General features: G+C 59.7%; 28 protein-coding genes. 23 read left to right on the top strand and 5 right to left on the bottom strand.

Going from position 1 to position 24,447, the window contains the following annotated elements; genetic code table 11:
* Nucleotides 1-93: 93 nt before the first annotated feature.
* Nucleotides 94-1,425 carry a YhjD/YihY/BrkB family envelope integrity protein gene (locus LF599_RS10205; RefSeq protein WP_279520666.1) on the top strand — a complete coding sequence of 444 codons (1,332 nt, stop codon included), beginning with the start codon at nucleotides 94-96 and terminating at the stop codon, nucleotides 1,423-1,425.
* Nucleotides 1,426-1,449: 24 nt separating this feature from the next.
* On the opposite strand, the gene tgt is transcribed toward LF599_RS10205, so the two are convergent.
* The gene (gene tgt / locus LF599_RS10200; RefSeq protein ID WP_279520665.1) at nucleotides 1,450-2,568 is read right to left on the bottom strand and encodes a tRNA guanosine(34) transglycosylase Tgt; all 1,119 of its coding nucleotides are present in this window, start codon (nucleotides 2,566-2,568) and stop codon (nucleotides 1,450-1,452) included.
* Entirely contained in the window at nucleotides 2,568-3,203 is a 636-nt protein-coding gene (gene nth, locus LF599_RS10195) for an endonuclease III (RefSeq protein WP_279520664.1), read from the bottom strand. Before nth ends, tgt begins: the two co-directional genes overlap by 1 nt.
* Nucleotides 3,204-3,323: 120 nt before the next feature.
* Between nth and cutA the strand changes: the two genes are divergently transcribed.
* The 12 genes from cutA to pal all read left to right on the top strand — a co-directional run bounded on the left by cutA (nucleotide 3,324) and on the right by pal (nucleotide 13,108).
* The gene (gene cutA, locus LF599_RS10190; protein WP_279520663.1) at nucleotides 3,324-3,644 is read left to right on the top strand and encodes a divalent-cation tolerance protein CutA; all 321 of its coding nucleotides are present in this window, start codon (nucleotides 3,324-3,326) and stop codon (nucleotides 3,642-3,644) included.
* A gap of 81 nt (nucleotides 3,645-3,725) precedes the next feature.
* Nucleotides 3,726-4,661, top strand: a complete 936-nt coding sequence (locus LF599_RS10185) for a carbohydrate kinase family protein (protein WP_269942543.1) — start codon at nucleotides 3,726-3,728, stop codon at nucleotides 4,659-4,661.
* Between the two features lie 29 nt (nucleotides 4,662-4,690).
* Nucleotides 4,691-5,773 carry a phosphotransferase family protein gene (locus tag LF599_RS10180; RefSeq protein WP_279520662.1) on the top strand — a complete coding sequence of 361 codons (1,083 nt, stop codon included), beginning with the start codon at nucleotides 4,691-4,693 and terminating at the stop codon, nucleotides 5,771-5,773.
* 2 nt (nucleotides 5,774-5,775) lie between these two features.
* Nucleotides 5,776-6,366: an adenylyl-sulfate kinase gene (locus LF599_RS10175; protein ID WP_279520661.1), complete on the top strand. Its 591-nt coding sequence runs from the start codon at nucleotides 5,776-5,778 to the stop codon at nucleotides 6,364-6,366.
* Between the two features lie 70 nt (nucleotides 6,367-6,436).
* Nucleotides 6,437-7,783 (top strand): tRNA (N6-isopentenyl adenosine(37)-C2)-methylthiotransferase MiaB, encoded by a 1,347-nt coding sequence (gene miaB / locus LF599_RS10170; protein ID WP_279520660.1) that lies wholly within the window; start codon nucleotides 6,437-6,439, stop codon nucleotides 7,781-7,783.
* Complete coding sequence (locus LF599_RS10165; RefSeq protein ID WP_279520659.1) at nucleotides 7,777-8,271, top strand: bifunctional nuclease family protein; 495 nt, start codon at nucleotides 7,777-7,779, stop codon at nucleotides 8,269-8,271. Before miaB ends, LF599_RS10165 begins: the two co-directional genes overlap by 7 nt.
* Nucleotides 8,272-8,277: 6 nt before the next feature.
* Nucleotides 8,278-8,928: a histidinol phosphate phosphatase domain-containing protein gene (locus LF599_RS10160; RefSeq protein WP_269942544.1), complete on the top strand. Its 651-nt coding sequence runs from the start codon at nucleotides 8,278-8,280 to the stop codon at nucleotides 8,926-8,928.
* Between the two features lie 134 nt (nucleotides 8,929-9,062).
* Entirely contained in the window at nucleotides 9,063-9,767 is a 705-nt protein-coding gene (locus tag LF599_RS10155) for a MotA/TolQ/ExbB proton channel family protein (RefSeq protein WP_269942545.1), read from the top strand.
* 9 nt (nucleotides 9,768-9,776) lie between these two features.
* Nucleotides 9,777-10,193 (top strand): protein TolR, encoded by a 417-nt coding sequence (gene tolR / locus LF599_RS10150; RefSeq protein ID WP_279520658.1) that lies wholly within the window; start codon nucleotides 9,777-9,779, stop codon nucleotides 10,191-10,193.
* A 21-nt stretch (nucleotides 10,194-10,214) separates the two neighbouring features.
* Entirely contained in the window at nucleotides 10,215-11,120 is a 906-nt protein-coding gene (locus LF599_RS10145) for a TonB family protein (protein ID WP_279520657.1), read from the top strand.
* Between the two features lie 5 nt (nucleotides 11,121-11,125).
* Nucleotides 11,126-12,433: a protein tolB gene (locus tag LF599_RS10140; RefSeq protein ID WP_279520656.1), complete on the top strand. Its 1,308-nt coding sequence runs from the start codon at nucleotides 11,126-11,128 to the stop codon at nucleotides 12,431-12,433.
* A gap of 120 nt (nucleotides 12,434-12,553) precedes the next feature.
* Nucleotides 12,554-13,108, top strand: a complete 555-nt coding sequence (pal, locus tag LF599_RS10135) for a peptidoglycan-associated lipoprotein Pal (protein ID WP_269942548.1) — start codon at nucleotides 12,554-12,556, stop codon at nucleotides 13,106-13,108.
* A 225-nt stretch (nucleotides 13,109-13,333) separates the two neighbouring features.
* Here pal and LF599_RS10130 read toward each other — a convergent pair whose 3' ends face one another.
* Complete coding sequence (locus tag LF599_RS10130) at nucleotides 13,334-13,819, bottom strand: phosphatidylglycerophosphatase A family protein (RefSeq protein ID WP_279520655.1); 486 nt, start codon at nucleotides 13,817-13,819, stop codon at nucleotides 13,334-13,336.
* A 192-nt stretch (nucleotides 13,820-14,011) separates the two neighbouring features.
* Here LF599_RS10130 and LF599_RS10125 point away from each other — a divergent pair, with 192 nt between their 5' ends.
* On the top strand, nucleotides 14,012-14,497 hold the full coding sequence (locus tag LF599_RS10125; RefSeq protein WP_279520654.1) for a GNAT family N-acetyltransferase: 486 nt from the start codon (nucleotides 14,012-14,014) through the stop codon (nucleotides 14,495-14,497).
* A gap of 76 nt (nucleotides 14,498-14,573) precedes the next feature.
* Complete coding sequence (locus LF599_RS10120) at nucleotides 14,574-15,140, top strand: class I SAM-dependent methyltransferase (protein WP_279520653.1); 567 nt, start codon at nucleotides 14,574-14,576, stop codon at nucleotides 15,138-15,140.
* Here the strand turns inward: LF599_RS10120 and LF599_RS10115 are convergent.
* The gene (locus LF599_RS10115) at nucleotides 15,130-15,423 is read right to left on the bottom strand and encodes a hypothetical protein (RefSeq protein ID WP_279520652.1); all 294 of its coding nucleotides are present in this window, start codon (nucleotides 15,421-15,423) and stop codon (nucleotides 15,130-15,132) included. The two genes, LF599_RS10120 and LF599_RS10115, sit on opposite strands and share 11 nt — an antisense overlap.
* Nucleotides 15,424-15,479: 56 nt before the next feature.
* Entirely contained in the window at nucleotides 15,480-16,091 is a 612-nt protein-coding gene (locus LF599_RS10110; protein WP_279520651.1) for a Maf family protein, read from the bottom strand.
* 192 nt (nucleotides 16,092-16,283) lie between these two features.
* Between LF599_RS10110 and LF599_RS10105 the strand changes: the two genes are divergently transcribed.
* From LF599_RS10105 to LF599_RS10070, 8 genes are all read left to right on the top strand, one after another.
* Nucleotides 16,284-16,994, top strand: a complete 711-nt coding sequence (locus tag LF599_RS10105; RefSeq protein WP_279520650.1) for an OmpA/MotB family protein — start codon at nucleotides 16,284-16,286, stop codon at nucleotides 16,992-16,994.
* Between the two features lie 16 nt (nucleotides 16,995-17,010).
* Entirely contained in the window at nucleotides 17,011-17,889 is an 879-nt protein-coding gene (locus LF599_RS10100) for a motility protein A (protein ID WP_279520649.1), read from the top strand.
* 96 nt (nucleotides 17,890-17,985) lie between these two features.
* A complete protein-coding gene (locus tag LF599_RS10095; RefSeq protein ID WP_279520648.1) occupies nucleotides 17,986-18,948 on the top strand; it encodes a glucokinase in 963 nt (320 codons plus the stop codon).
* Nucleotides 18,949-19,134: 186 nt separating this feature from the next.
* Complete coding sequence (gpt, locus tag LF599_RS10090; RefSeq protein WP_269942554.1) at nucleotides 19,135-19,617, top strand: xanthine phosphoribosyltransferase; 483 nt, start codon at nucleotides 19,135-19,137, stop codon at nucleotides 19,615-19,617.
* Nucleotides 19,618-19,744: 127 nt separating this feature from the next.
* Nucleotides 19,745-20,887: a BMP family ABC transporter substrate-binding protein gene (locus LF599_RS10085; RefSeq protein WP_279520647.1), complete on the top strand. Its 1,143-nt coding sequence runs from the start codon at nucleotides 19,745-19,747 to the stop codon at nucleotides 20,885-20,887.
* 9 nt (nucleotides 20,888-20,896) lie between these two features.
* Entirely contained in the window at nucleotides 20,897-21,958 is a 1,062-nt protein-coding gene (locus LF599_RS10080) for an ABC transporter permease (protein ID WP_279520646.1), read from the top strand.
* 4 nt (nucleotides 21,959-21,962) lie between these two features.
* Nucleotides 21,963-22,880: an ABC transporter permease gene (locus LF599_RS10075; RefSeq protein WP_279520645.1), complete on the top strand. Its 918-nt coding sequence runs from the start codon at nucleotides 21,963-21,965 to the stop codon at nucleotides 22,878-22,880.
* Nucleotides 22,881-22,883: 3 nt separating this feature from the next.
* The gene (locus LF599_RS10070) at nucleotides 22,884-24,419 is read left to right on the top strand and encodes an ABC transporter ATP-binding protein (protein WP_279520644.1); all 1,536 of its coding nucleotides are present in this window, start codon (nucleotides 22,884-22,886) and stop codon (nucleotides 24,417-24,419) included.
* The last annotated feature ends 28 nt before the right edge of the window (nucleotides 24,420-24,447 follow it).

Below are 24,447 nucleotides of genomic sequence, written 5' to 3'. Positions count from 1 at the left end.
TTCGGTGTAAGCGGCAACGGTACGAACTCTCATCATCCACGCGGAGCGGTTATGAATCCGGCGAGACAGTTATTACAACTGAAGAGACAGCTTTTGGAAGATATCTGGGTGCGCGACACTCCGGATACTCCCTATTTGATTCGTACATTGCGGGGAGGTTGCCGTCTGCTTTATCTGGTGGGCTTCAGCTTCGTGAAGGATCAGACCATCATCCGCGCGGCCGCCCTGACTTTCACCACCATTTTGTCCATCGTTCCATTTTTGGCCGTGGCCTTCTCCATTTCCAAGGGGTTCGGGTTCCAGAACACCGGCAAGATGCGCGACCTCATCCTTCATCTGACCACGGGACAGCCCGAGGTGGCGGACAAGATTATCGAATACATTGATCGGACCAATGTCCAGGCCTTGGGATGGGTCGGCGTGGTTACGCTGCTTTTCACCGTTCTTTCCCTGGTGGGAACCATCGAAAAAGCATTCAACGTCATATGGAGCGTGGGCAAGGGTCGGTCCGCCTGGCGCAGAGTGACGGATTTCTTTCCCATCATCCTTTTCGGTCCCATTTTCCTGTTTGTCGCGTCGAGCTTCAATTTCAGCCTGCAAAATCAGGATTTCATTTCCAATGTGGTGAGCCTCAGAGCCATCGGCTACCTGGAGGCCATGTTTCTCAAGGCGGTGCCTTACCTCCTTATCATCATGGCCTTTTCCATGATGTACGCCTTCATTCCCAATACGCATGTGCGCATACGGGCGGCGGTCATCGGCGGTGTGGTGGGCGGCGTGCTGTGGCAGATGGCCCAGTGGCTTTACATCAATTGGCAGATCGGCGCGGTCAAGTACAACGCCATTTACGGCAGTTTCGCGCAGCTTCCGCTGCTCTTGGTCTGGATATATTTGAGTTGGCTCATAGTTCTGCTCGGGGCGCAGGTGAGCCACGCCTGGCAAAACATCAACTCATTCGTCAAGCAGCGCTATTTCGGCGCGGCCACGCCCTACGAGCGGCAGAAGATCGCTGTGCTGATGATGGTTGTCCTGGCCAAGCGGTTTCACGAAGGCCGTCCGCTGCCTTCCGTGGAGGAAATCTCCGACGGCCTCATGGCGCCCGCCTCGTTGGTCTCCGACCTCTTTCGGGTCCTGCAGACAGCGGGGTACACCGTTCCCGCGGACCTGCCTGGAAGCGAGGTCTACGCTCCGGCACGCGAACTCGGCGAGGTTCGCGTCCTCGACATCATCCGGGCCGTCAACATGGAGGGCGAGCCGCGTGTCTTCGCAGAGTTCGACGAAAAGTACGGTTTTCTGGACCGCATCCTCGGCGGGTTGGCTGAAGTGCTTTCCGGAAGCGAGGCCAATCTGACCTTGCTTCAGTGCGCCGAAGAATACCCCGGGGCGATCTTCAGCATCGCTCCCGAGGTGGAATCGGACAAGTAACCGAGGCGCGGCGGATTTCGGTGTCTATTTTTGGCCGTAGGCCGCTTCGTATTTCGCCTTGAGATCCCGGAAGGAGCCTTCTTCGATGGCTTTCCGGATCTGTTTCATCAAATCCAGATAGAAATACAGGTTATGGTAGGTGTTTAGCCGGTAGGAGAGCAGCTCCTTGGCCATGTACAGGTGGCGCAGATACGCCTTGGTGAAGTTGCGGCAGGTATAGCATCCGCAGTTGGGGTCCAGAGGCGAGTCATCCTCGGCGTATTCGGCCCGCTTGATGTTGACCTTGCCCTGCGAGGTGAACAGGGTCCCGTTGCGGGCGTTGCGCGACGGCAGGACGCAGTCGAACATGTCCACGCCCGCCGAGACGCCTTCCAGAATGTCCAGCGGCGTACCGACGCCCATGAGGTAGCGGGGCTTGCCGGAAGGCAGCTTGGGCGCGATGTGATGAAGAATGTCGTACATCTCCTCGGTGGACTCGCCCACGGACAGGCCGCCGATGGCGAACCCTTCGAAGTCGATTTCCCGGAGCTGTTCCAGGCTGCGGTCCCGCAAGTCCTTGTGGAAGCCGCCCTGGACGATGCCGAACATGATTTGGTCGCCGGTTCCCCTGGGATAGTGGTCGCGGCAGCGTTTGGCCCACCTGGTGGTCATTTCCAGGGATTTCTCGGTGTAGGCCCGGTCGTTGCCGTAGCCCACGCACTCGTCGAGCACCATCATGATGTCCGAGCCGAGGTTTCGCTGGATGTCGATGGCCTTTTCCGGCGAGAAAAAGTGCTTGGAACCGTCGATGTAGGAACGGAACTCCACGCCTTCCTCGGACAATTTGCGGATGCCTTCCAGGCTGAAGACCTGGAATCCGCCGCTGTCGGTGAGGATGGGACGCTTCCAGTTGGCGAACTTGTGCAGTCCGCCGCGCCGGGCCACCAGGTCGTCGCCGGGTCTGAGGTAGAGGTGGTAGGTGTTGCCCAGGATGATCTGGGCCTCCATCTCCTCCAGGTCCAGCGGGGTCAGGCTCTTGACCGTGCCCTGAGTGCCGACGGGCATGAATATGGGCGTCTGGATGTCGCCGTGGGCGGTCGTCAGGGTGGCGCGCCGGGCAAGGTTGTCGGTCGCGTGGATGGTGAAATCGCCGGGCTTGGTCATTATTCGACTCCCTTTTTCGGACAGATGTCGGCCAGTTCGCAGATATCGCATTTGGGTTTACGGGCAGGACAGATTTCCCGGCCGAAGAAGACCAGGGAATGGTTGACGTCGCCCCATTGATCGCGCGGGAAGAGGGGCATGAGGTCTTTCTCGACCCGGATCGGATCGGTCTTGTCCGTCAGTCCCATGCGGAAGGCCAGCCGTTTGACGTGTGTGTCCACCGCGATGCCCTCGTTCACGCCGAAGGCGTTGGAGAGCACGATGCTCGCCGTCTTGCGGGCCACGCCGCCAAGGGTCGTCAGCTCGGCCATGGTTCTCGGCACCTCGCCGTCGTATTCGCTCATGATGCGTTGTGCCGCGGCCTTGATGTTCTTGGCCTTGTTGCGGAAGAATCCGGTGGAGCGAACCACTTCCTCGATTTCGGTCACGTCGGCCTCGGCGGCGTCCGAGATTTCGGGCCAACGCTCGAAGAAGACCGGGGTGACCTTGTTCACCCGCTCGTCCGTGCACTGTGCGGACAGGGCCGTGGCCACGAGCAGCTCCCATGGAGTGCTGTAGCTGAGGGCCGGTTTGGGGGAGGGGTACCGTTTCGAGAGACGGTCGAAAATTTCAGCCGCGCGTTCTTTCTTGTTCATATGTACTCCGTGTCGGAGGCTTGTTAACACCTGTCGCCGCGCGGCTCAAGGGTCAAGGAACCCCTTCCCCGGTTGCGTCCTGCGTCGAACCATGTATCATTTCCGTGAACGGAGGAATCCATGTCCGAATCATTCATTTACATTACCTGCGCGGACGAGTTCGAGGCGGAGACCGTCGGTTCCATGCTTGTGGAAAGGCGGCTCGCGGCCTGCGTGAACATCCTGCCCGGCATGAAATCGATTTACTGGTGGCAGGGGAAGCTGGAGCGCGGCAAGGAGGTCGTGCTTATCGCCAAGACCAGGACCGAGCTTGTGGATACGCTGACCGAAGCGGTCAAGGGCGCTCACGGCTACGAGGTCCCCTGCGTCGTGGCCATGCCCATTTCCGGCGGCAACCAGGATTTTCTCGCGTGGATCAGGAGCGAGACGGCCAAGTCGTGACCCTGCCTACGAGCACCGTTGACAGGTTCGCGTCCATGCACGTAGTTTCCCGGTGATTCAATCAGCTTTCAAGGAGCGAAAATGCAGATTTATATTTCCGGTTCCCTGGCTTTCGACCGCATCATGACTTTCCCCGACAAGTTCTCCAACCATATTCTGCCGGACAAGATTCACATCCTTAACGTCTCCTTCCTGGTGAACGGCCTGGTGGAACGCTTCGGCGGCACGGCAGGAAACATCGCCTACAACCTGTCCCTGCTGGGCGTGAAATCCACCATCCTCAGTCAGGTCGGCAAGGACTTCGCTCCCTACGACAAGCGGCTTCAGGAGTATGGTCTCGCCGTGGACGGCATTAGGACCATTGAGCAGGAGTTCACCGCCGGGTGCTACATTACCACCGACATGTCCGACAACCAGATCAACGGATTCAATCCCGGGGCCATGAAGTATCCCTGCCAGTATGACATGAGCCGTATCGATTCGTCCGACGCCATCGGTCTCATCGCCCCGGGCAACATCAACGACATGCTTGAGCATCCCAGGTACTACCGCGAGCAGGGCATTCCCTATATCTTTGATCCGGGCCAGCAGATTCCGGCCCTGTCGGGCGATCAGCTCAAGGAAGCCGTTTGCGGTGCGGAAATCCTCATCGTCAACGACTATGAGCTGGAAATGATAAAGAAGTCTACCGGGATGACCAAGGCCGAGCTTCTTGAAAACACGGCCTATCTGATTACGACGCTTGGCGAGAACGGTTCCATCGTCAGTTGCGGCAACAAGGATACCGCCGTCGGCGTGGTCCCGGCGAGTGAAGTGCTTGACCCTACCGGGGCGGGCGACGCCTATCGGGCCGGGCTGCTCAAGGGGCTGTCTCTGGGCAAGACCGTTGCCGAGGCGGCCAAGCTGGGCGCAACCTGTGCCACCTATGCGGTGGAGTTCAAGGGCACTCAGGAGCATTCCTTCTCTCTGAAGGAATTTACGGAACGCTACGAGTCGGTCTTCGGGCCTCTCGAATAGCGGCGGCCGAACAGGCCGGGGAGGGCGATATGATCGAACTCAGGGACCAGGCCATCGAATTGTATTTGCGCAGCGTATACGGCGACGACGCCCGCCTTCTCAAGGCGGGCGATATCGGCAGCCTCGATGCGCAGGGCATGAAGGGATTCGGCTACGGAAAACCGCTGCTTGTCCGTTTCGAAACGGGCGGCGAGGTCCGGGAGGCCGTGTTTTCGATTATGAAGGGCGACAGGTATGGCCACCAGTTCTACTGGGACCGGGCGGCCATCCTCATGTCCCAGTACGAGACATCGGGCCGCATGGAGTGTCACGCCCGGCCCCTCGGGTTGGGGTACGTGAACGTCTCGGACGCCCTGGTGCCGGTGTTGGACCCCAAGGAGTTCTTCATCGTCAGCGAGAAGCTCGAAGGATACGACTACTTCCGCGACCTGGAGCGTATTCGGGAGCGTGGCCTTCGTGACGCTGACGTGGACATGGCCCGAGAGTTCGCCCGCTGGCTGGCCGAAGTGCATTCGGTCAAACTGGACGACCCGTCCCTGTACGCTCGACGCATCCGTAACCTACTTGGAGCCAGCGAGTGCATTCTCGGTCTGGTGGATGAGGCGTTCCCCCGCAACTACGCCTTTTTTGGCGACGAGCAATTCAAGGCATTGGAAAAGCGTCTTGTCGATTGGCGCTGGAAGCTTAAGAGGTATGCTCATCGGCTGAGCGCAGTGCACGGCGATTTCCATCCGTGGAATGTCCTTGTCACCGAAGACGGCCGGTTCTCGGTGTTGGACCGCAGCCGCGGGGAATGGGGCGAACCCGGCGGCGATCTGGCCTGCATGGCCATTAACTATCTGCTCTGGTCCATGTACGGCCACGACGGTTTGGCCGGGCCTTTCGAGACGTTGTACCGGGCGTATTTCGAGGAATATCTGGTCCGTACCGGCGACACCGAGGTCCTTGAGGTTTTGGCTCCGTTCTGCGTATTCCGAGGCCTGGTCATCGCTTCTCCCGAGTGGTATCCGGATCATCCCGATTCCGTGCGTCGCCGTCTGTTCAACTTCGTGTCCAATGTCATCGAGGACGAAATCTTCGATTGGGAGCACGTCAACAAGTACCTGGAGTAGACATGACGGATCGCGGCGGACGGCGGGGGTGGGCGGTCTGGATCGTCGGGCTTCCGGGCAGCGGCAAGTCCACCCTGGCGCGCGGCGTGCGCGCTGCCCTTGCGGCCCGGGGCGTGGATGCGATGCTGTTGCAGATGGACGAGCGGCGCAAGGCGTATTTCCCGGAGCCGACGTACACCGCGGAGGAGCGCGAGGCCGCCTACGCACTGTTCGCGGAGGAGGCGGCCGGCCTGACGCGTGAGGGGCGCAACATCATCATGGACGGTTCGGCCTATCGGGTGTCCATGCGGCGGTATGCGCGCGGATTGATCCCCCGTTTCGCCGAAATATTCGTGCATTGCGATCTGGAGACGGCCATGGCCCGCGAGGCGGGCCGTCCTGCGGGCCAGGTTATGGCGAATCTTTATCGCAAAGCGCTGGAGCGGCGGAAAACAGGTCGCAGTTTTGAGGGGTTGGGCGAGGTCATCGGCGTCGACGTGCCCTTCGAGCAGGACCCGGAAGCCGAGTTCGTCATCGACAACACCGCACTTTCCAGAGAGAAAACATTGGGAAAAACCTTGCACTTTCTGGACACATGGCTCGCCAATGCGTAATGGCCCGCTTGACCGCGCCGACTTGTCGGCCTGAACCTAACGACCTACCCGAAAGACGGGATAAGATTATATGAAATTTCACATCACCACCTTCGGGTGCCAGATGAATGTCCATGATTCTCAATGGCTGGCGGCCGCCCTGGAAAGCAGGGGTTGGGAAGAGACCGGCGAGGACGACGCCCAGGTGTATATCCTCAATACCTGTAGCGTGCGCGAGAAGCCGGAGCAGAAGGTTTATAGCGAACTCGGACGTGTTGCCGCCCATCTCAAGCGGGACGAGAATGTATTTGCCGCCGTGGGCGGGTGCGTGGCCCAGCAGGTGGGGCGCGGTTTTTTCGATCGTTTTCCCTTTGTAAGGCTGGTCTTCGGTTCGGACGGCATTGCGGGCGCGCCCAACGCGCTGGAGCGCATTGCCGGTGGCAAGGACGACCGGGTGGCCCTGCTTGATTTCGTTACCCTTTACGAGGAGCGCGAGCGGCCGGATGCGCCCGTGGTTTCGGGCGACACCCGGCAGGCGTTCGTCAATATCATGCAGGGATGCGATAACTTCTGCGCCTATTGCATCGTGCCGTACACGCGCGGTCGCCAGAAGTCCCGTACCCCGGACGCCATCCTTGACGAGTGCCGTGCTCTGGTCGACAGTGGCGTGCGTGAGATCACCCTGCTGGGGCAGAACGTCAACAGCTTCGGCCTGGACAAGGGCGGAGTGGGGGTGAGCTTTGCGGAGCTTCTGCGTTCCGTGGCGGCCATCCCCGGCCTGGACCGGCTGCGTTTCACCACCTCGCACCCCAAGGATATCGCCGAGGAGGTCATCCGCGCTTTCGGTGAGTTGCCGAATCTTTGTCCTTCGCTGCATCTGCCCATGCAGGCCGGTTCGGATCGGGTGCTCAAGGCCATGCGCCGCAAGTATGATATCAAACGCTATCTCTCCATCGTGGAGGGCCTGCGTGCGGCCAGGCCTGACATCAGCCTGACCTCGGATCTCATCGTCGGTTTCCCCGGCGAGACCGAGGAGGACTTCCGGCAGACTCTTGAAATGGTCGAGCGGGTCGGTTTCGAGTCGAGCTTTTCCTTCAAGTATTCCGACCGGCCAGGCGTGGCGGCGGTAAATATGGAGCCCAAGGTCCCTGCTGAAGAGGCCTCGGATCGGTTGCTGCGCTTGCAGACTCTGCAAAATAATATTACTAGAAAATGTCTAAAGAATCAGTTGGGCGCACGTACAGACGCGTTTATCGAAGGGTTGAGCCGTATGCAGGGTGGTGATTTCACTTCCTGGAAAGGGCGCGACCCGGCCGGGCGCATCGTCAACGTATCCATGGAGGAGACGGCCGGGTTGACCGGCATGATGGTTCCGGTCGCGATCAAGGAAGCCAAGAAACACTCCCTGGTGGGAGAGAGGGCGGGCGAGCCGTGGTAAAGGTCGAAATTTTCGGGCTGGCGCTGGACGAAGCGGGGAAGTCTCCCATAATCGTCCTCAAGGATGAGGCGGAGACCGTGGTGTTGCCCATCTGGATCGGGGCCATGGAAGCCATGGCCATCTCCATGGCCATCAATCAGGTGCCCTTCCCCCGGCCCATGACTCACGACCTTCTGCTCAATACCATCCGCGCCATGGGCGGTACGGTCACGCGCGTCGAGATCACCGACATTGAGAACGGGACCTTTTTCGCCGAGTTGGTTATCGCTTCGGGCGACGAGACTTGGCGCATCGACAGCCGCCCTTCGGACGCCATCGCCTTGGCCGTGCGCGCGGAGTGTCCCATTTTGGCTGGAGAATCCGTTCTGGAAGAAGCCGGAGGCCCGTTTCCGGAACATCCCGAGGCGGTCATCAAGACGGAGGACGCCGAGAAGTGGCAGGATGAACTGGACAAACTCTCCGAAGACGACATCAAATATAAGATGTAGGCCCCTATGATAGATCTGCACACCCATACCATTTTCAGCGACGGGGAGCTTATCCCCGCCGAACTTGTCCGCCGTGCCGAGGTCATCGGGTACAAGGCCCTTTGCATGACCGATCATGCGGACGAGGCGACCATGTATCACGCCTTGGAGAACGTGCTTCGTTTCGTCAAGAAGCACGGGCACTTTTTCGATATCAACGTTCTGGCCGGGGTCGAGCTGACCCACGTGCCGCCCGCGCTCATCGACGAGATGACCCGGGCCGCCCGGCAGAGCGGGGCGCAGGTGGTGGTCGTGCATGGCGAGACCCCGGTGGAGCCAGTCGCTCCCGGCACCAACCTGGCGGCCATTGAGGCGGGGGTGGATGTTCTGGCCCATCCCGGCCTGATTACCGACGAGGAGGTCCGGCTCGCGGCGGAGCGAGGCGTCGCGCTGGAGATCACCACGCGCGGCGGCCACAGCTACACCAACGGACACGTGGCGGCGCTGGCGCGGAAGCACGGAGCCAAGTTGGTGGTCAACAACGACGCCCACGCCCCGCGCGATCTGGTGGGCGAGGAGCTGCGCCGGACCATTGCGCTGGGCGCGGGGCTGACGGTCGAAGAATATCGGCAGACCGAGTCCAACGCCTGGGAGATCGTACAGCGATGCATGAAATGATGTTTCCCGATTGTCGCACTGTTGTGACAAAAAAGGCGTAGGCACTTTCGGAGATACGGAAAAGCCGTGGCTTTCTGGCCCGGCTTTCTTCGCATGAAGCGGGTTGCAAAGCCCATAGAATCAAAGGTGAAATCATGAATTTTCTGCCCGACAACGACATCCTGACCCTGCTTTCCGGGGCGACCCTGGCGGTCAAGCTGGTCATGCTCTTTCTGGGGTGCATGTCCCTGTGGAGCTGGACCATCATCTTCCTCAAGTTCTTCACCATCGGCACGGCCCGCAAGCGGGTCATCAGCGGTTACGACGCGTTCATGGCCGCAGGCGATCTGTCCAAGGGCATCAAGCAGTTGGGCGACAAGAGCGATTCGCCCCTGGCCCGGGTTTCCTCGCTGGCCGTGAAGGAATTCCGCCAGCTCGAAAAGGCGGACGTCAACCGGGAGCGCAGACGGCTCCTGGTCAAGGACACCCTCCGGCGCGTGCTCAAGCAGGGCATTTCCAAGGAGATGCGCGGCCTGACCCGCAACCTGCCGTTCCTGGCCACCTGCGCCAACGCGGCCCCGTTCATCGGCCTGTTCGGCACGGTTTGGGGCATCATGCACTCGTTCCACTCCATCGGGCAGGCGCAGTCCGCGGCGTTGGCAACGGTCGCGCCAGGCATTTCCGAGGCGCTTATCGCCACGGCCATCGGCCTGCTCGTGGCCATCCCGGCGACCATTTTCTACAACTATTTTCTCGGCAAGCTGAACGAGGTGGAGTCCGGCATGGTGGATTTCGCCGGCGCGTTCCTGAACCGGGCCGAACGTGAAATCGCCTGGGCCGACAAGCCCGAGCGCCACTAGGAGTCGGTCATGGCGATCAAGACCGGCGGCGGGTTTCTCAACGAGATCAACGTCACGCCCTTCGTGGACGTGATGCTGGTGCTGCTGATTATCTTCATGGTCACGGCTCCGCTCATGACACAGGGGGTCGAGGTGGACCTGCCCGCGACACGGACGGTCCGCAACCTGCCGCAGGATTCCGAACATCTGGTCCTGACCGTGAAAAAGGACGGCAACATCTTTCTGGACGAGTACAAGGTAAGCCTGGACGAGCTTGAGGAGCACCTCAAGCGGCTGGTGGCCACCCAGAAGAAGCAGCTTTTCCTGCGCGCGGACCGGGAGGTGCCCTACGGCACGGTGGTTCAGGTCATGGGCGAAATCAAGGCGGCGGGCATCGACAAGCTCGGCATCGTGGCCGAAGAGCCCAAGCCGGACAAGAAAAAGTAATTTTACAGAGTTGTTAGAGATATGCGGCAGGGCCTTGGCTTTTTTCTTTCTCTTTTGTTCCACGCGGGCATTTTCGTCTTCGCGCTCTATGGCGTGAATTATACTGCGCCGCGTGTGAGCCTGGACCGGCCCGTGTACAACGTGGACCTTATCTCCCTTGCTCCGCCTCCGTCCGGTCCGCCGGTCAAGGTGGAGGCCAAGTCCGAGGCTCCGGTCGAAACTTCGGCCGTGCCTGTGGTGGAGGCCAAGCCCGAACCGGCGGCCGAGGCCAAGCCTGTGCCGGTGGTTGAGGCCAAGCCCGAACCGGAGCCGAAGGTCAAGGACATCAGCCCCAAGAAGGTTGAAAAGAAAACCGTGGTCAAGAAAAAGGAAGAGCCCAAGCCTCAACCTAAGCCCAAGCCTAAGCCGAAGCCTAAGCCGAAGCCTAAGCCGAAGCCCCAAAAAACCGCTCAGCAATTGTTGGCGGAAGGCATGGCGGCAGCCAAGGCGCAGGCCAAGCGCGAAGAAGCTGCCCAGAAAAAGAATCTGGCCGCCGAGTTGGCCGCGCTCAAGAAGCGCGAGGGGAGTGACGTCTATGCCCATGGCGGTCAACCGGGTGGGCAGGAGGGCGGCCGTGAAGGTGGTTTTACGGGCGGTTCCGGTTCCGGTCTGTCCGAGGTTTATGCTCTCATCGTCGGGTCCGCCATCAAGAAGAATTGGCGGTATCCCGCATTCGCCGGGGAGACCAATCTGACGGCGACCATTGAGATGACCCTTGCGGAAGACGGTAAGATTCTTTCCTCGAAGGTTCTGGAATCATCGAATAATCCTGAGTTCGACAGTTCTGCCCTTCGAGCCATCAAGGAAACCGAGTATGTCGAAAAGCCGAGAACCCCGCGCGATCGGCTTATTCGCATCAATTTCAACAGCCAGGAACTCTCAGAGTAAACGGTATGAAACGGATAACGACCTTTTTTGTCTTGATTGCACTCGTCTGCCTCGCGGCTTCGACCGCTTTGGCGCAAGGCCCCCTGACCGTGGATATTCATGGCCCGGGCCAGCGCATGGTCAACATTACCTTGCTTCCGCCCAAGGGGCTTGACGGGAATCCTGTTCCCGAGGCCGCGGCCAAGGAATTCGAGGAGTTGGTGAAAAACAACCTCGCCTACATCCCGTTTCTGAAGCTGGTTTCCGTGGGAGAGCTTCTTGGAGGCGATCCGAGCCGGGGCGTGAGTGCCCAGGATATCGACTTCAAGCCGTTTCAGCTCGCTCGCGTCGACCTGTGCATGACCACTGGCTGGAACGGTCAGTATATCGAAGCGCGGGTGTTCGAGACGTTCAGCGGACGCCGGGTGGTGGGCAAAGCCTATCGCGATGTGGGCGACAAGCTTCCCATGGTGGCCGACAGGTTTTGCTCGGCGTTTCTGGAAGCTCTGACCGGCAAGAAGGGATTCTTTGATTCGCCTATCGCCTTCGTCAAGCAGGACGGCAAGGTCAAGGAGATCTACACCGTTTTGCCGCAGGGCAGGGGGCTTCGCCAGATTTCCGATCTGGGCGGCTTCAACCTTAGCCCTGCATGGTCCGCCGAGGGCGATGAAATCGCCTTTACCCACATCGGGGACGATCGCCACGAACTGTGCATCTACGACAGCAATACGCAGAAAATCCGCCGCTTCGCAAAGGGCTTGGGCGACACGGTCATCAGCCCGGTCTACGGCCCGGACGATGTGCTCTACCTTTCCCTCAATCTGAATGGGACCACGAACATCTACGAGTTGAGCAAGTCCTACAAGATCGGCAAAAAGCTGGCGGCCAGTCCTTATATCGATGTCTCGCCCAGCTTTGACCGTACCGCCTCCAAGATGGCCTTCACCTCCGGCAGGGCCGGAAATCCGCACATTTATCTTCTGGACATGAAGACCGGGCAGGTCCGGCGCGTGACCACGACGGGCAAGTACAACACCCATCCCTGCCTGAGCCCTGATGGCCGGTATGTGGCCTACACCCATCAAACCAGCAATGGGCACCGTATCTTCCTGCACGACCTGGAAACCGGCAGGGAGAAGCAGTTGACCTTCGGCCCCGGAAACGACGAGTACCCCGCCTTCGGCCCGGATGGCTACTTTGTGGCATTCGCCTCCAGCAGGACCGGAGAATATCAGCTTTATTTAACGACCCGGCACGGAGATAAGCCGCGAAAAATATCCACTGGCAAGGGAGCCGCCTTCGCTCCGGCCTGGGATACTTCCATGCAGTGGTAAAATGTAATACAACTGGACTTGATTTTTATTGGGGAAAATGTACATCGTAAAAGTCGCGAAAACCGAGCGCTCTCGGATCAATACAATATGGCCGGGCGACAGCTTTACCAAGGAGTGAGCATGAAAATCAAATGGTATGTCGGTATGGTGGCCCTTATGGCCGTGTCCCTTCTTCTTTTTGCCGGGTGTGCAAAGAAATCCACAACCACGGAACCTGCCCCGAGCCAGGTCGAAGTGAAGGATGATACCCAGTGGACTCCGCCCGTTCAGGAGGAGCCTGTTGTCGACGAGGCCACATTGGCCGCAGAAGCGCAGGCCCGCGCTAAAGCCGAGGCTGTTGAAGAGCTGACCAACGTGACCATCCATTTCGCCTTCAATTCCTATGACCTCAGCGAAGAAGCGCGTTCCACCCTTGCCCAGAAGGCCAACATTCTGCGTAAATTCAAGGACGTCAATGTGGTTATCGAAGGTCACTGCGACGAACGCGGCACCGAGGAATACAACCTCGCTCTGGGCGAGCGCCGTGCCCGTGCCGCCTATGAACATCTGGTTATTCTTGGCGTGGAGCCCGAACGCATGAAGATCGTCAGCTTCGGCGAAGAATACCCGGTCGATCCCGGTCATAACGAGACCGCCTGGGCCAAGAACCGCCGCGACGAGTTCATAGTCAAATAGCTCGACGCACACCGATGCGATAATAGACGCCGTCCCGAAAGGGGTGGCGTTTATTTTTGGCCGGGGCCTCACCGTTGGCCTGTCGCGGTTTTGGTTCGGCCGCGCTCGTAAGGCCCTTCGTCGGAGCGAGTCAGGGTGGTGGCCGGAAGGAACGGCGGAAGAGGAATTGAATCTATCAATTCCGTCGGAGCATCAGCGATTCGCCAGGAAGCTTTGAGGCCGGTTTTAGCCGATCATCGAGACGAAGTAGGCCAGAAGATGGAGGCAGCCCATGGCATAAAGTCCGGCCACGCCGTCATCCAGCATGACTCCGTAGCCGCCCGGGAAGGCGTTTTCCGCCCATTTGACGGGCCACGGCTTGAGGATGTCGAAGATGCGGAACAGGACGAAGGCAGCGGGCAGGTACCAGATGGGCATGGCCGTGAAGAAGATCAGGGTGAGCCACTGGCCGAAAAGTTCGTCGACGACCACGCAGCCGGGGTCCTTTTTTCCCATAACGATTTCCGCCCGTCCACAGGCCCAGGTGCCGACAAAAAAGACAAGGGCGAGGGCGGCCGCACGCAACGGCAGGGACAGAGTCAGGAAAAGCCAGGGCGCGGCCACTACGGCCGCAAGGGAACCCCAGGTGCCGGGGGCTTTGGGGAAGTGGCCCACCGGGCCGAGCGTGGCCACTGCGGCAGCCAGTTTGTCGAGAGGATTGGATGTGGACATGACGGCTCCAGGCTGTTTTTTCGCTGTGATAATCGGAAACGCGGCCGCAGGCAACATCCTTGGAGAAGGCCCGGAAGGTACCGTCGGATTTTTGTCGCCTGTTTCGCCAAGGCCTCTTGCGGATGGGGAAAAGGGGAATTAAGGTTGTCTGCAAACGTGCCCGGCAGAGTTCGGAATCAAGGAGCATACGGAATGCAGCCCGCTACGGAACAGGACCTCCCGAGAATCGTCGACATCTACAATTCCACGGTTGCCACGCGCATTTCCACCGCCGACACCGAGGAAGTCTCGGTCGAGTCCAAAGTGGCCTGGTTCCGCTCCCACACTCCCGCCAGACCCATACTTGTGGAGCGCATCAGCGACAAAGTAGCGGCATGGGTCAGCTTCGAGTCATTTTACGGCCGTCCGGCCTATGACCACACTGCGGAAATAAGCATCTACATCGCTCCTGAGCATCGACGGCAGGGACTGGGCGGCAGGCTTCTCAAGGAGGTCTTGGCCATGACACCGGCTTTGGGCATCAAGACCGTGCTCGGCTACATTTTTTCGCACAACGAGGGTTCCATTCGCCTCTTCAAATCCTTCGGTTTCGAGGAGTGGGGCAGATTCCCCGACATCGCCGAGATGGATGGCCGGGAATATAGCCTGTCCATTCTGGGCAAACGGGTCAACCCATAAACGATTCCATTCTTTTGACGTCGTTGTCTTTGGTGCGTATCCTGTATTGATTCGTGAACATCTTCCTGGAGAAATCATGGACGCCATGCCAAAAGCCGCCGGTAAGAGCAGTTTCGGCCACATCGATCAGGACCTCGTTTTCGACAGCATAATTGTCGGCCTCAGGGCCACGTACCTTGATCTCGGTTGCGGCGCGGGGATGTATGCCTTGCCCTTGGCCCGTAGGTTGAAGGCCGGTTCCCTGATATACGCATTGGACCTTTGGGAGGAGGGCATAGCCGCCCTGGCCGAGTCCGCCCGACGGGAAGGGCTGGGGAATATTCAACCCATGGTGGCAGATATCTCGCAGCCGCTTCACCTGGAGGCCGGGGCCATTGACGCCGCGTATATGGCAACCGTGCTGCATGACCTGCCGGAATCCGTCAGACCGGGACTCATGGCCGAAGTGAATCGGGTGCTTGTGCCGGGAGGACGCTTTTCGCTCATCGAATTCAAGAAACTCGACCACGGCCCCGGCCCGTCCATGGGCAAGCGAATCGGCCTCGAGAACGCTGATCTATTGGTCGAGCCTTTCGGTTTCGTTCAGGAAAGTGTGGCCGATTTAGGCGAATTTACCTATCTCGTCCGGTACATCAAGCCATAGGGGATGCGGCGGGCGACGCGTTTCTTGAATCCATGTCTTCCAAAAAACGCCGGGTGATCCCGTACACGGCAATGTTTGCTTCGCTCAGGGAACGGATCACTTCCGGAATGATCTGCATGGGGATGACCACTGTGTATGTCCGGCCGGATTGCACGGGCTCGGGAAAGCCGAAATTGCAGTGGGATCTGATTATGCGCAGCGCTTTTTCCTTGTGGTCGGCAACTTCGAAACCGACTTCAAAAAGCCTGTCGGAGTAGTCGAGGATATCGCCCTGGTTCGTCATGCTGTCTCCTTTGCCGTGTAATGCCATGTCGCGAGCTGAATGGCCAACGGCCGCCTTTACAAATTCCCCGGCGTCACGATGCCGTATTTTGTCAGTACCTCAAAAAGCCGTGCCACGGGCAGACCGACCACGTTGGTGTACGAGCCGCGTATGGCGGTGACCAGAAAGGTTCCCACGCCCTGAATGGCGTAGGCTCCGGCCTTGTCCATGGGCTCGCCGGTTTCAATGTAGCTCATCAACTCGTCTTCGGTGGAGACGCGCATGTCCACATCCGTGCTCACCGCTTCGGACAGGATTGCGCCATCGGGCAGGACCACGCAGAATCCGGTGACCACCTGATGCGTTTCGCCGGACAGCGCTTCCAGCATGTCCAGCGCGTCGAGCTTGGAGCGCGGCTTGCCCATTATGCGGTTGCCCAGGACCACGGCGGTGTCCGCGCCGATCACAGTTGCGCCCCGGAATTTCCCGGCCACATCCAAAGTCTTCAATTCCGCCATGCGGAGGACATAGTCGGCGGGCGATTCGTCCGGTTTGGGGGCCGGCTCCTCAAGCGGGCTGGGGTGGACGTCTAAAGTCAGTCCGAGGTCGGAGAGGAGTTCGCGCCGTCGGGGCGAACCCGAGGCCAGGACGATGGGCGATCGATTGATGAATGGGCCTGTTTTTGTCATGCCCGGAATGTTCCCCATATCATCCCGCGCGTCAACGACGGACTCTTGACGGACGGAAGGTCTTTCTGTCGTTCGGATCGTTCTTGATTCGACGCAGTTTTAAGTTTTTCTCATTATTTTAGAGTGTTAAAATCGTGGCAGGCTTTTTGCTTCAAATCGTGCGCGCTAGGCGCAGGAGAAAAGATGCAAAAAATGAATTCGAAAGACCTACAGGGATTCACCTCGTTTCACCAGATGGACGGCGCGGACCCGAGCCGGGGGGCCAATGATTGGGCTGTGCCGTGGTCGGATTTGATGATGGTCATGTTCGTCTTGTTCGCCGTGTTGTTTATCTATGCGAGCAACCGGCAGGACGTGAAAATCCTGTTCAGCCGCCAATCCGCTGAACAGGCCCAGTCGGCCAGCGCCCTGGACCCGCTCATCGGGCTCATTGGGCAGATCGCCAGCCGGGCCGAGACGGGCGGATCGTCGGATGTGGTCCGTATGCCTGAAAACGAGGTCCTGTACCGATCCCGGGCCAACGGCATCACCGTGGTCCGTGAGGCCCCGGGACAGGTGCGCGCGACCTTGCGCGGCGATCTTTTCTTCGACGTCAATTCAGGACAGCTCAAACCCGAGTCGGCCGTCTATCTCGACGAGATTGGCGAAGTGGTTCGCCTGAGTCCGGGCATGGTGCACGTCATCGGATTCGCGGATCAAAGCGAGGCGGAAGGGGTGAGGAGCTTCATCCTGTCGTCCGAACGGGCGGCCGATGTGGCGGGCCGTCTCATCGCGAGGCTCGGCATCGATCCGAAACGGTTGGTCATATCGGGCCGGGGGGCGTACCAGCCCGAACTGCCCGAAACCTCGGCAGCCAACCAGACCCTGAACCGCCGGGTCGAAATCGTCATTTCCAACAATTGATTCATCGGAGGCATTCATGGGCAGAAAAAATATTATCGGCGTAGCCCTGAGTCTGGCCGTTTTTGTATGCAGCTTCATGCTCACCGGAGCGGCCGGGGCGTATTTCAATATTGCGGCTTTTCTTGTGGTCGCATCCGGGCTGGCCGCGGCCATGCTCATCAGCTACCCCGTTCAGCACGTGAAAAACGCTTTTGATGTCGCTCGCGCCGTATACGCCAACGGGCGTACCACGGCCGAGGAGATTGTCGATACGCTGCTTGATCTGTCGGTCAAATCCAAGGTGGACGGAGTGCTCTCCCTGGAGCGGTCCGCCAACAAGGCGACCAGCGCTTTTTTGAAGAGCGGGCTGTGCCTGCTGGTGGATAATTATAAGGAAGAAGAGATTCGTGAATGCCTCAACGCTGAGATGGCCTTCTTCAACCTGCGCCGCCAACAGTCCGAGCGATTTTTCCAGACCCTGGCCCGCACGGCTCCGGCCTTCGGCGTGGCCGGTTCGGTCATAGGGCTTATCGGCTTGCTCATGGGGATCAACGATACCGCCGTAATCCTGAAGAATATCCCGGTGGCGTTCATCTCCACCCTGTACGGTCTTATCCTGTCTCATCTCGTGTTTGCGCCCATTGCGGAAAACATTAATTATTCCACCAGGGCCGAGCTGCTCAATCAGAAGCTCGTCATGGAGGGCATCGTGGCCATCAGCAAGGAGCAGAACTCCTACAAGCTGGAACGCAAACTCGCTTCGTTTCTTTCCCCGGCCGAACGGGAGGGCAAGACCGAAACACTGCGCCGTATCACTCGCAAATACGTGCAGAAGAAAAACCGCCCGGTGGACCTGACCGACATGCCCGGCGGAGATGAAGACGGCGAACTCCGCAAAACAACGGAAGCGGCCTGATCCGGAACATCTCGAATCGGCAGGAAAAGGAGCCCTTGGGCTCCTTTTTTTTTCGGCTGATTGTGATAGGGTGCGTTCCACGGAGGAGAGGGGCACATGGCCAAGATTCTGGCCGCCGACATCGGCGGCACCAACAGTCGGTTTGCCTTGTTCGAGGCGCATGGCGACGGGCTTGAGATGCTGGAGTCCATCTGGCTCGAAACCCATGGGGCGCGGACATTTCCGGAACTCGTCGAACAGCTTTGGGAGAGCGAGTTCCCGGCTGTTCCCGGCGGCTTCGAAGCCGCTGTACTGGCCCCGGCAGGGGCCGTGTACCATGGCGTTACTTGTCCAAACCTGCCCAACGCTCCCTGGGGCATCGATCTCCGGGAAGTTGATTTCGGCACGCCCGCCGTGCGCCTCATCAATGATTTCTCCGCCCAGGCGTTCGCCTGTCGGACGAGCGCGGTGGACGATGCCCTGGTCATTCAGGAAGGGGGGCCCGTGGAGGGCGAGACCATCGGCGTTATCGGGGCTGGAACCGGGCTGGGCTATTCAGCTTTGCTTCAGACCGGCGGGACGTGGATGGCCTTGCCTTCTGAAGGCGGACATATGGCTTTTCCGTTTGTCGGGAAAGATGAGGCCGAGTACGCAGAATTCAATCGCGTCGAGGGCGGGCGAAACTGGCCGGAAGGGGATTCCGTGGTCACCGGGCTCGGACTTAGTCTGCTGCACCGCTATTTGACCGGCGAGGATCTGACGCCGAAGGAAATATCCGCCAAACTCGTTCCGGAGAGTGAAACCACCGTATGGTACGCCCGATTTTACGCCCGGGCGTGCCGAAACTGGGCCATCGGGCTCATGACCACCGGCGGGTTATTCATAACGGGCGGGGTGGCGGCCAAGAACCCCATGTTCGTGCAGGTGCCGGAATTCATGGTGGAATTTCACAACTCCCATGTTTATCAAGAATTTCTTCATTCCATTCCGATTCGGCTCAATGGTAACGAAGCGAGCGGCCTGTTCGGCGCGGCCTTTTACGGTGCGCAGATGCTGGCGGAACGCGGCAAGGGCGTATGAGGCGGAGGGGCCGCTTTGTCCGGCGCCCGGCCTCAGTCGTGATCCGTTTCGCCGCTGACGTTTCCAAGGCTCGGAAGCCATTTGATTTCCTTTTAGATTACAAAGGGGACGCTTGCCCCCTTGATTAATTGTCCGGACACGGGTACGAAGCCCGTCGTTCCCACACCGCGCAAGGAGTTTATCCGCATGGTCGACAAGAGCCGATATCAGAAGATGTTTCCCGTTTCCTGGGAGCAACTGCACCGCGATTGCCGGGCGTTGTCCTGGCGGCTGGTGGAAAGGGGCCCGTGGAAGGGCATCCTGGCCATCACGCGCGGCGGGTTGGTTCCCGCCGCCATTATCGCCCGTGAGCTGGACATTCACCTCATCGACACCATTTGCCTGTCCTCTTATAATTGGAAGGATCAGGGCGAGGCCAATATCCTCAAGGAAGTGGATTGCGACGGCGAGGGCTGGTTGCTCATCGACGACCTGGTGGACACCGGCAAGACCGCCAAGATCGCCCGCGACATGGTGCCCAAAGCGCATTTCGCCACGGTTTACGCCAAGCCGGAAGGCCGCCCCACGGTGGACACCTTCATCACCGAGGTCAGCCAGGATACCTGGATACTGTTTCCATGGGATGCCGGTACACAGTTCGTGGAACCTATTGTCCAGGTCAATGAATAGGAATCGAGCTGAAAAAACAGCATTGAATTTCAATGAACTCGCATCGTCCCGGCCAAATTGGGTCTTGCCCGATATCGGTAGCTGGGATATGCGTTTTTGATATTTAACCGCTAATGGAGAGGTCTTCATGAAGAAACTGCTGAAACTGATTGGAATATCTGCGGCGCTGCTGATGGCGCTTTCCCTTTTCGCCTGCGGTGAAGCTCCGCAGCAGGAAAAGAAGGCAGAGGAACCCGCCAAGACCGAGGAAGCCCAGGCTCCCGCTGAAGCGCCCAAGGTCGTCAAGGCCGGATTCATTTACGTCTCTCCCGTGGGCGACGCCGGTTACTCCTTTGCTCACGACATTGGTCGTCAGGCCGTGGAAGCGCTGCCCTTCGCCACCACCAAGTTCGCCGAGTCGGTTCCCGAAGGTGCGGACTCCGAGCGCGTCATCCGCAACATGGCCCGCGAAGGCATGGACATCATTTTCGCCACCAGCTTCGGCTACATGGACCCGGTCATGAAGGTCGCCAAGGAATTTCCTGACACCAAATTCATGCACTGCTCCGGCTTCAAGAAAGGTCCCAACGTCAATAATTATTTCGGCCGCATCTATCAGGCCCGCTACCTGACCGGCCTGGTCGCCGGTTCCATGACCAAGTCCAATGAAATCGGCTATGTGGCTGCTTTCCCCATCCCCGAAGTCATTCGCGGCATCAACGCCTTCACCATCGGCGTGCGCGAAGTGAACCCCGAGGCTCAGGTCCGCGTTGTCTGGACCAAGACCTGGTATGATCCGGCGCTGGAGAAGGACGCCGCCAAATCCCTGCTCGACGCCGGTTGCGACGTCATCACCCAGCACCAGGATTCCCCGGCTCCGCAGGAAGCGGCCCAGGAAGCGGGCGCCTACTGCATTGGCTACAACACCGACATGGCTTCCTTCGCTCCCAAGGCCAACCTGACCTCCGCCATCTGGAACTGGGGTCCGATGTACGTGAAGACCGTTGAAGAGGTTCGCGACGGCACCTGGCAGGGCGACAAGTCCACCTGGGGCTCCCTGCAGGACGGCGTGGTCGATATCGCTCCCCTGGGTGCCATGGTTCCGGACGACGTGAAGTCCATGGTCAATGCCAAGCGGGACGAGCTCAAATCCGGCAAGGACGTCATCTTCGCGGGCCCCGTCAAGAATCAGGCCGGTGAAGTGGTCTTCGCCGAGGGTACCGCCCCCGATGATGCCGCGCTGCTCGGCATGGACTGGTTCGTTGAAGGCGTGGTCGGCACCACCAACTAGACGGTACACGTGCTGAAGATAAGAAAAAGAGATGAACCCTGGAAGTGGGGCGCCCTGGTTGTTTTCCTGGGCGCCCTGCTCTTTTCCCTCGCGATCAGCGGCCTGCTTCTCGAAGGGCAGGGCAAGGACGCGTTCTACGGCCTGACCGTGCTCTGGCAGGGCAGCTTCGGCAGCCTTTGGTCCCTGGAGGACGTGCTCCTCAAGGCCATTCCCCTTTTCCTGTGTTCGCTGGGCGTGGCCGTGGCCTTTCGTATGCAGTTGTGGAACATCGGGGCCGAAGGGCAGTTCGCCCTAGGAGCCATCGGGGCCACTTGGATGGCTTTGTCGTTCCCTGATCTGCCGAGATTTGTCCTGCTGCCGCTCATGTTCGTCATGGCCTTCATTCTGGGCGGAGCCTGGGCGCTGATTCCGGCCTTCCTCAAGCTGAAGCTCCGGGTCAACGAGATCATTTCCACCCTGATGCTCAACTACATCGCCATCCTGCTCCTCGACTATCTGGTCTTCGGCGTGTGGAAGGACCCCGCGAGCTTCGGTTTCCCCATGACTCCCGAATTTACCGAAGGCGCGATCATTCCCGGTATCGGCGGCAGCCGCGTGCACTGGGGCATATTTTTTTGCGTGGCCGTGGGCGTCGGTCTGTGGGCGTTCATGCGCTTCACCCGGCTCGGATTCGAGCTCAAGGCCAGCGGCGAGGGCGCGCGCGTGGCCCGCTACGCCAAGATTCATTACGGTATGCTTGTTCTGTTCGTCATGGGGCTGTCCGGCGGTTTTGCAGGCTGGGCGGGGTGCGTGGAGACCTCGGCCATTCTCAATCGGCTTCAGCCCTCGCTCATGGTCGGCTACGGCTATACCGCCATCGTGGTGGCCTGGCTGGCGCGCCTGGAGCCGTTGAACATCGCTTTCGCCTCCTTTCTCCTGGCCGCTCTCAGGGTGGGCGTCGAGAACATGCAGCTCAAGCTTCAGATTCCGGCCGCCTTCGGAACCATCATGGAAGGCGTCATTCTTCTCACCGTTCTGGCCGGACAGTTCTTCCTGACCTACAAGCTGGTCCGCAAACCGAGGCAGGAGTAAGGTCATGTGGGAATTCCTCATACCGCTATTCGCGGCCACTGTGCAGTCCGGCACCCCCATCCTCTACGCCACCCTGGGTGAAATGCTCACCGAGAAGGGCGGGGTGCTCAACCTCGGCGTGGAGGGCATGATGGCCCTGGCCGCTCTGGCCGCATTCTGGACCAGCCTCGTCACCGGTTCCCCTTGGCTCGGGTTTGTGGCGGGCGGCTGTGCTGGTATGCTCCTTGCCTCACTACACGCCTTCGTCTGCATTTCCTGCCTGGGCAACCAGGTTGTGTCCGGCCTGGCCCTGACCATCCTCGGCGGTGGTCTGACTCATTTTCTGGGCGTGCCCTACGTCGGCCTTGCCGCGCCCGGCTTCGATCCGTTTGATTTCCCGCTGCTGTCGCAGATTCCGGGTGTGGGCGAAATATTTTTCAAGCATGACATGCTGGTCTATCTTTCCTTCGTCATTCCGTTCCTGTTCTGGTTCTTCTTCCGGCGGACCAGTCTTGGCCTGCATGTGGCCGCCACCGGAGAGATGCCCGCAGCAGCCGCTGCCGTCGGCCTCAAGCCCATTCGTTTGCGTTACTTCGCGGTGATGGCCGGCGGATTCCTGGTCGGACTTGGCGGGGCGTATCTGTCCCTGGCCTACACTCACCTCTGGACCAACGGGCTTTCCGGCGGTCGTGGCTGGATCGCCGTGGCGTTGGTCATCTTTGCCTTTTGGCGGCCCGGCCGGGCCGTGGTGGGGGCGTACCTGTTCGGCGGGGTCATGGCCTTTCAGCTCAGGCTCCAGGCCGCGGGTACGCATCTGCCGTCCTCTCTGCTGCTCATGCTTCCGTATTTGCTGACCATCCTGGTCTTGATTCTCTCCGCTTGGCGCGGCCGCCGTATTGATGCTCCGGCCGCTCTCGGCACCAACATCGAGCCGGAGGGGTAGGGGATGACCGACCTGCAATATGTCCGGCCCGTGCGGACCCGCCCCCTTGCCAAGGACGCGCGGCCGGTGGTCAGCCTCAAGGGATTGACCAAACGGTTCGGCAAGGTGGTGGCCAACGACGCCATCACGCTCGACGTGTATCCGGGCCGCATCAAGGCCCTGCTCGGCGAGAACGGCGCGGGCAAGTCCACCATGATGTCCATGCTGGCGGGCAGGTACAAGCCCGACGAGGGAACGATCGAGGTGGACGGTCGGCCTGTCCGGTTCAATTCTTCCAAGGACGCCATTCGGGCGGGCATCGGCATGGTCTATCAGCATTTCATGCTTGTGGATTCCATGACCGTGGCTGAAAACGTTCTTCTCGGGCAGGAGGGCAGCTTTTTCGTCTCCCCCCGCGAGATGGAACACCGCGTGGGTGAATTGGCGGAACGATACGGCCTGGACATCAAGCCTGGCGAGCGCATCTGCAATCTGTCCATGGGCGAGCGGCAATTGGTGGAGATTCTCAAACTTCTTTACCGCGAGAGCCGCATTCTCATTTTTGATGAGCCCACGGCGGTTCTCACCCCGGAGGAGACGCGCAGCCTTTTCGAAGCGTTGTGGCGCATGACCGAGCAGGGCAAGTCCATCATTTTCATCTCCCACAAGTTGGAAGAGGTCATCGCCCTGGCCGACGAGATCGCCATTCTCAGGCGCGGTCGGATCGAGGGCGAGCTGGACCCGGAATCCATCGAGTCCAAGGCCGATCTTGCCTCGCGCATGGTCGGCAAGGAAGTCCTTCTTGAAGTGGACCGGCAGCCCGCCGAGATCGGCGATACGGTCCTTGAGGTCAGGAATCTCACCGGCCTCGGTCTGACCGAGGTGGACCTGGACGTTCGCCGTGGCGAGGTCGTGGCGCTGGTGGGCGTGGCCGGAAACGGCCAGAAGGCGTTGGTGGAGGCCGTGACCGGCCTGACCAAGCCGCCGCTCGACACCGTGTTCATCATGGGCCACCCGTGGCGCAAGTTCTTTGCCGAATCCACTTGGAACAGGTCTATGTGCTACATCCCCGAGGACCGTTTGGGCCTGGCCACGCTGCCCAATCAGAACCTCGTGGACAACCTGCTCCTGACTACCCGCAAGGGGTTTGCCAAAGGGCTATGGCTGGACAAGAAAAAGGCCGCGAAGCACACGGTCCGGCTCATCGAGAAATTCGATATCCGCCCCGGCCGCATTCACGCCCTGGCCTGGCAGCTCTCGGGCGGCAATCTTCAGAAGGCCGTTCTGGCCCGCGAACTCTATCGCGAACCCAAGCTCATCGTGGCCGAACAACCCACCCAGGGACTGGATGTGTCCGCCACCGAAGAAGTCTGGAAGCGGCTGCTTGAAGCACGGTCCATGGCGGGCGTGCTTCTGGTTACCGGGGATCTCAACGAGGCCCTGCAATTGGCCGACCGCATCGCGGTCATCTACCGGGGCCGAATTCTGGATGTCCTGGACAATACCGACAAGGACACCTTCCGCAAGATTGGTCCTCTCATGGCCGGGATCGTCGATTAGACCTTTCCGTCATGAAGAGCTTGTATAA

It is taken from the genome of Pseudodesulfovibrio thermohalotolerans, assembly GCF_021353295.2.
Classification (GTDB): domain Bacteria; phylum Desulfobacterota; class Desulfovibrionia; order Desulfovibrionales; family Desulfovibrionaceae; genus Pseudodesulfovibrio; species Pseudodesulfovibrio thermohalotolerans.
The sequence above is the reverse complement of the archived record's forward strand: the minus strand, read 5'-3'. Positions and strand labels throughout refer to the sequence as shown.

What these genes read in the sequence shown, in the direction of transcription:
- gpt (WP_269942554.1), top strand. Translation starts at nt 19,135, where the DNA reads ATGGTCGACAAGAGCCGATATCAGAAGATGTTTCCCGTTTCCTGGGAG.
- LF599_RS10120 (WP_279520653.1), top strand. Translation starts at nt 14,574, where the DNA reads ATGGACGCCATGCCAAAAGCCGCCGGTAAGAGCAGTTTCGGCCACATC.
- LF599_RS10125 (WP_279520654.1), top strand. Translation starts at nt 14,012, where the DNA reads ATGCAGCCCGCTACGGAACAGGACCTCCCGAGAATCGTCGACATCTAC.
- cutA (WP_279520663.1), top strand. Translation starts at nt 3,324, where the DNA reads ATGTCCGAATCATTCATTTACATTACCTGCGCGGACGAGTTCGAGGCG.
- pal (WP_269942548.1), top strand. Translation starts at nt 12,554, where the DNA reads ATGAAAATCAAATGGTATGTCGGTATGGTGGCCCTTATGGCCGTGTCC.
- tolR (WP_279520658.1), top strand. Translation starts at nt 9,777, where the DNA reads ATGGCGATCAAGACCGGCGGCGGGTTTCTCAACGAGATCAACGTCACG.
- LF599_RS10175 (WP_279520661.1), top strand. Translation starts at nt 5,776, where the DNA reads ATGACGGATCGCGGCGGACGGCGGGGGTGGGCGGTCTGGATCGTCGGG.
- LF599_RS10110 (WP_279520651.1), bottom strand. Translation starts at nt 16,091, where the DNA reads ATGACAAAAACAGGCCCATTCATCAATCGATCGCCCATCGTCCTGGCC.
- LF599_RS10105 (WP_279520650.1), top strand. Translation starts at nt 16,284, where the DNA reads ATGAATTCGAAAGACCTACAGGGATTCACCTCGTTTCACCAGATGGAC.
- LF599_RS10100 (WP_279520649.1), top strand. Translation starts at nt 17,011, where the DNA reads ATGGGCAGAAAAAATATTATCGGCGTAGCCCTGAGTCTGGCCGTTTTT.
- LF599_RS10180 (WP_279520662.1), top strand. Translation starts at nt 4,691, where the DNA reads ATGATCGAACTCAGGGACCAGGCCATCGAATTGTATTTGCGCAGCGTA.
- LF599_RS10185 (WP_269942543.1), top strand. Translation starts at nt 3,726, where the DNA reads ATGCAGATTTATATTTCCGGTTCCCTGGCTTTCGACCGCATCATGACT.
- nth (WP_279520664.1), bottom strand. Translation starts at nt 3,203, where the DNA reads ATGAACAAGAAAGAACGCGCGGCTGAAATTTTCGACCGTCTCTCGAAA.
- LF599_RS10115 (WP_279520652.1), bottom strand. Translation starts at nt 15,423, where the DNA reads ATGACGAACCAGGGCGATATCCTCGACTACTCCGACAGGCTTTTTGAA.
- LF599_RS10070 (WP_279520644.1), top strand. Translation starts at nt 22,884, where the DNA reads ATGACCGACCTGCAATATGTCCGGCCCGTGCGGACCCGCCCCCTTGCC.
- LF599_RS10130 (WP_279520655.1), bottom strand. Translation starts at nt 13,819, where the DNA reads ATGTCCACATCCAATCCTCTCGACAAACTGGCTGCCGCAGTGGCCACG.
- LF599_RS10145 (WP_279520657.1), top strand. Translation starts at nt 10,215, where the DNA reads ATGCGGCAGGGCCTTGGCTTTTTTCTTTCTCTTTTGTTCCACGCGGGC.
- LF599_RS10075 (WP_279520645.1), top strand. Translation starts at nt 21,963, where the DNA reads ATGTGGGAATTCCTCATACCGCTATTCGCGGCCACTGTGCAGTCCGGC.
- LF599_RS10095 (WP_279520648.1), top strand. Translation starts at nt 17,986, where the DNA reads ATGGCCAAGATTCTGGCCGCCGACATCGGCGGCACCAACAGTCGGTTT.
- miaB (WP_279520660.1), top strand. Translation starts at nt 6,437, where the DNA reads ATGAAATTTCACATCACCACCTTCGGGTGCCAGATGAATGTCCATGAT.
- tgt (WP_279520665.1), bottom strand. Translation starts at nt 2,568, where the DNA reads ATGACCAAGCCCGGCGATTTCACCATCCACGCGACCGACAACCTTGCC.
- LF599_RS10085 (WP_279520647.1), top strand. Translation starts at nt 19,745, where the DNA reads ATGAAGAAACTGCTGAAACTGATTGGAATATCTGCGGCGCTGCTGATG.
- LF599_RS10155 (WP_269942545.1), top strand. Translation starts at nt 9,063, where the DNA reads ATGAATTTTCTGCCCGACAACGACATCCTGACCCTGCTTTCCGGGGCG.
- LF599_RS10160 (WP_269942544.1), top strand. Translation starts at nt 8,278, where the DNA reads ATGATAGATCTGCACACCCATACCATTTTCAGCGACGGGGAGCTTATC.
- LF599_RS10140 (WP_279520656.1), top strand. Translation starts at nt 11,126, where the DNA reads ATGAAACGGATAACGACCTTTTTTGTCTTGATTGCACTCGTCTGCCTC.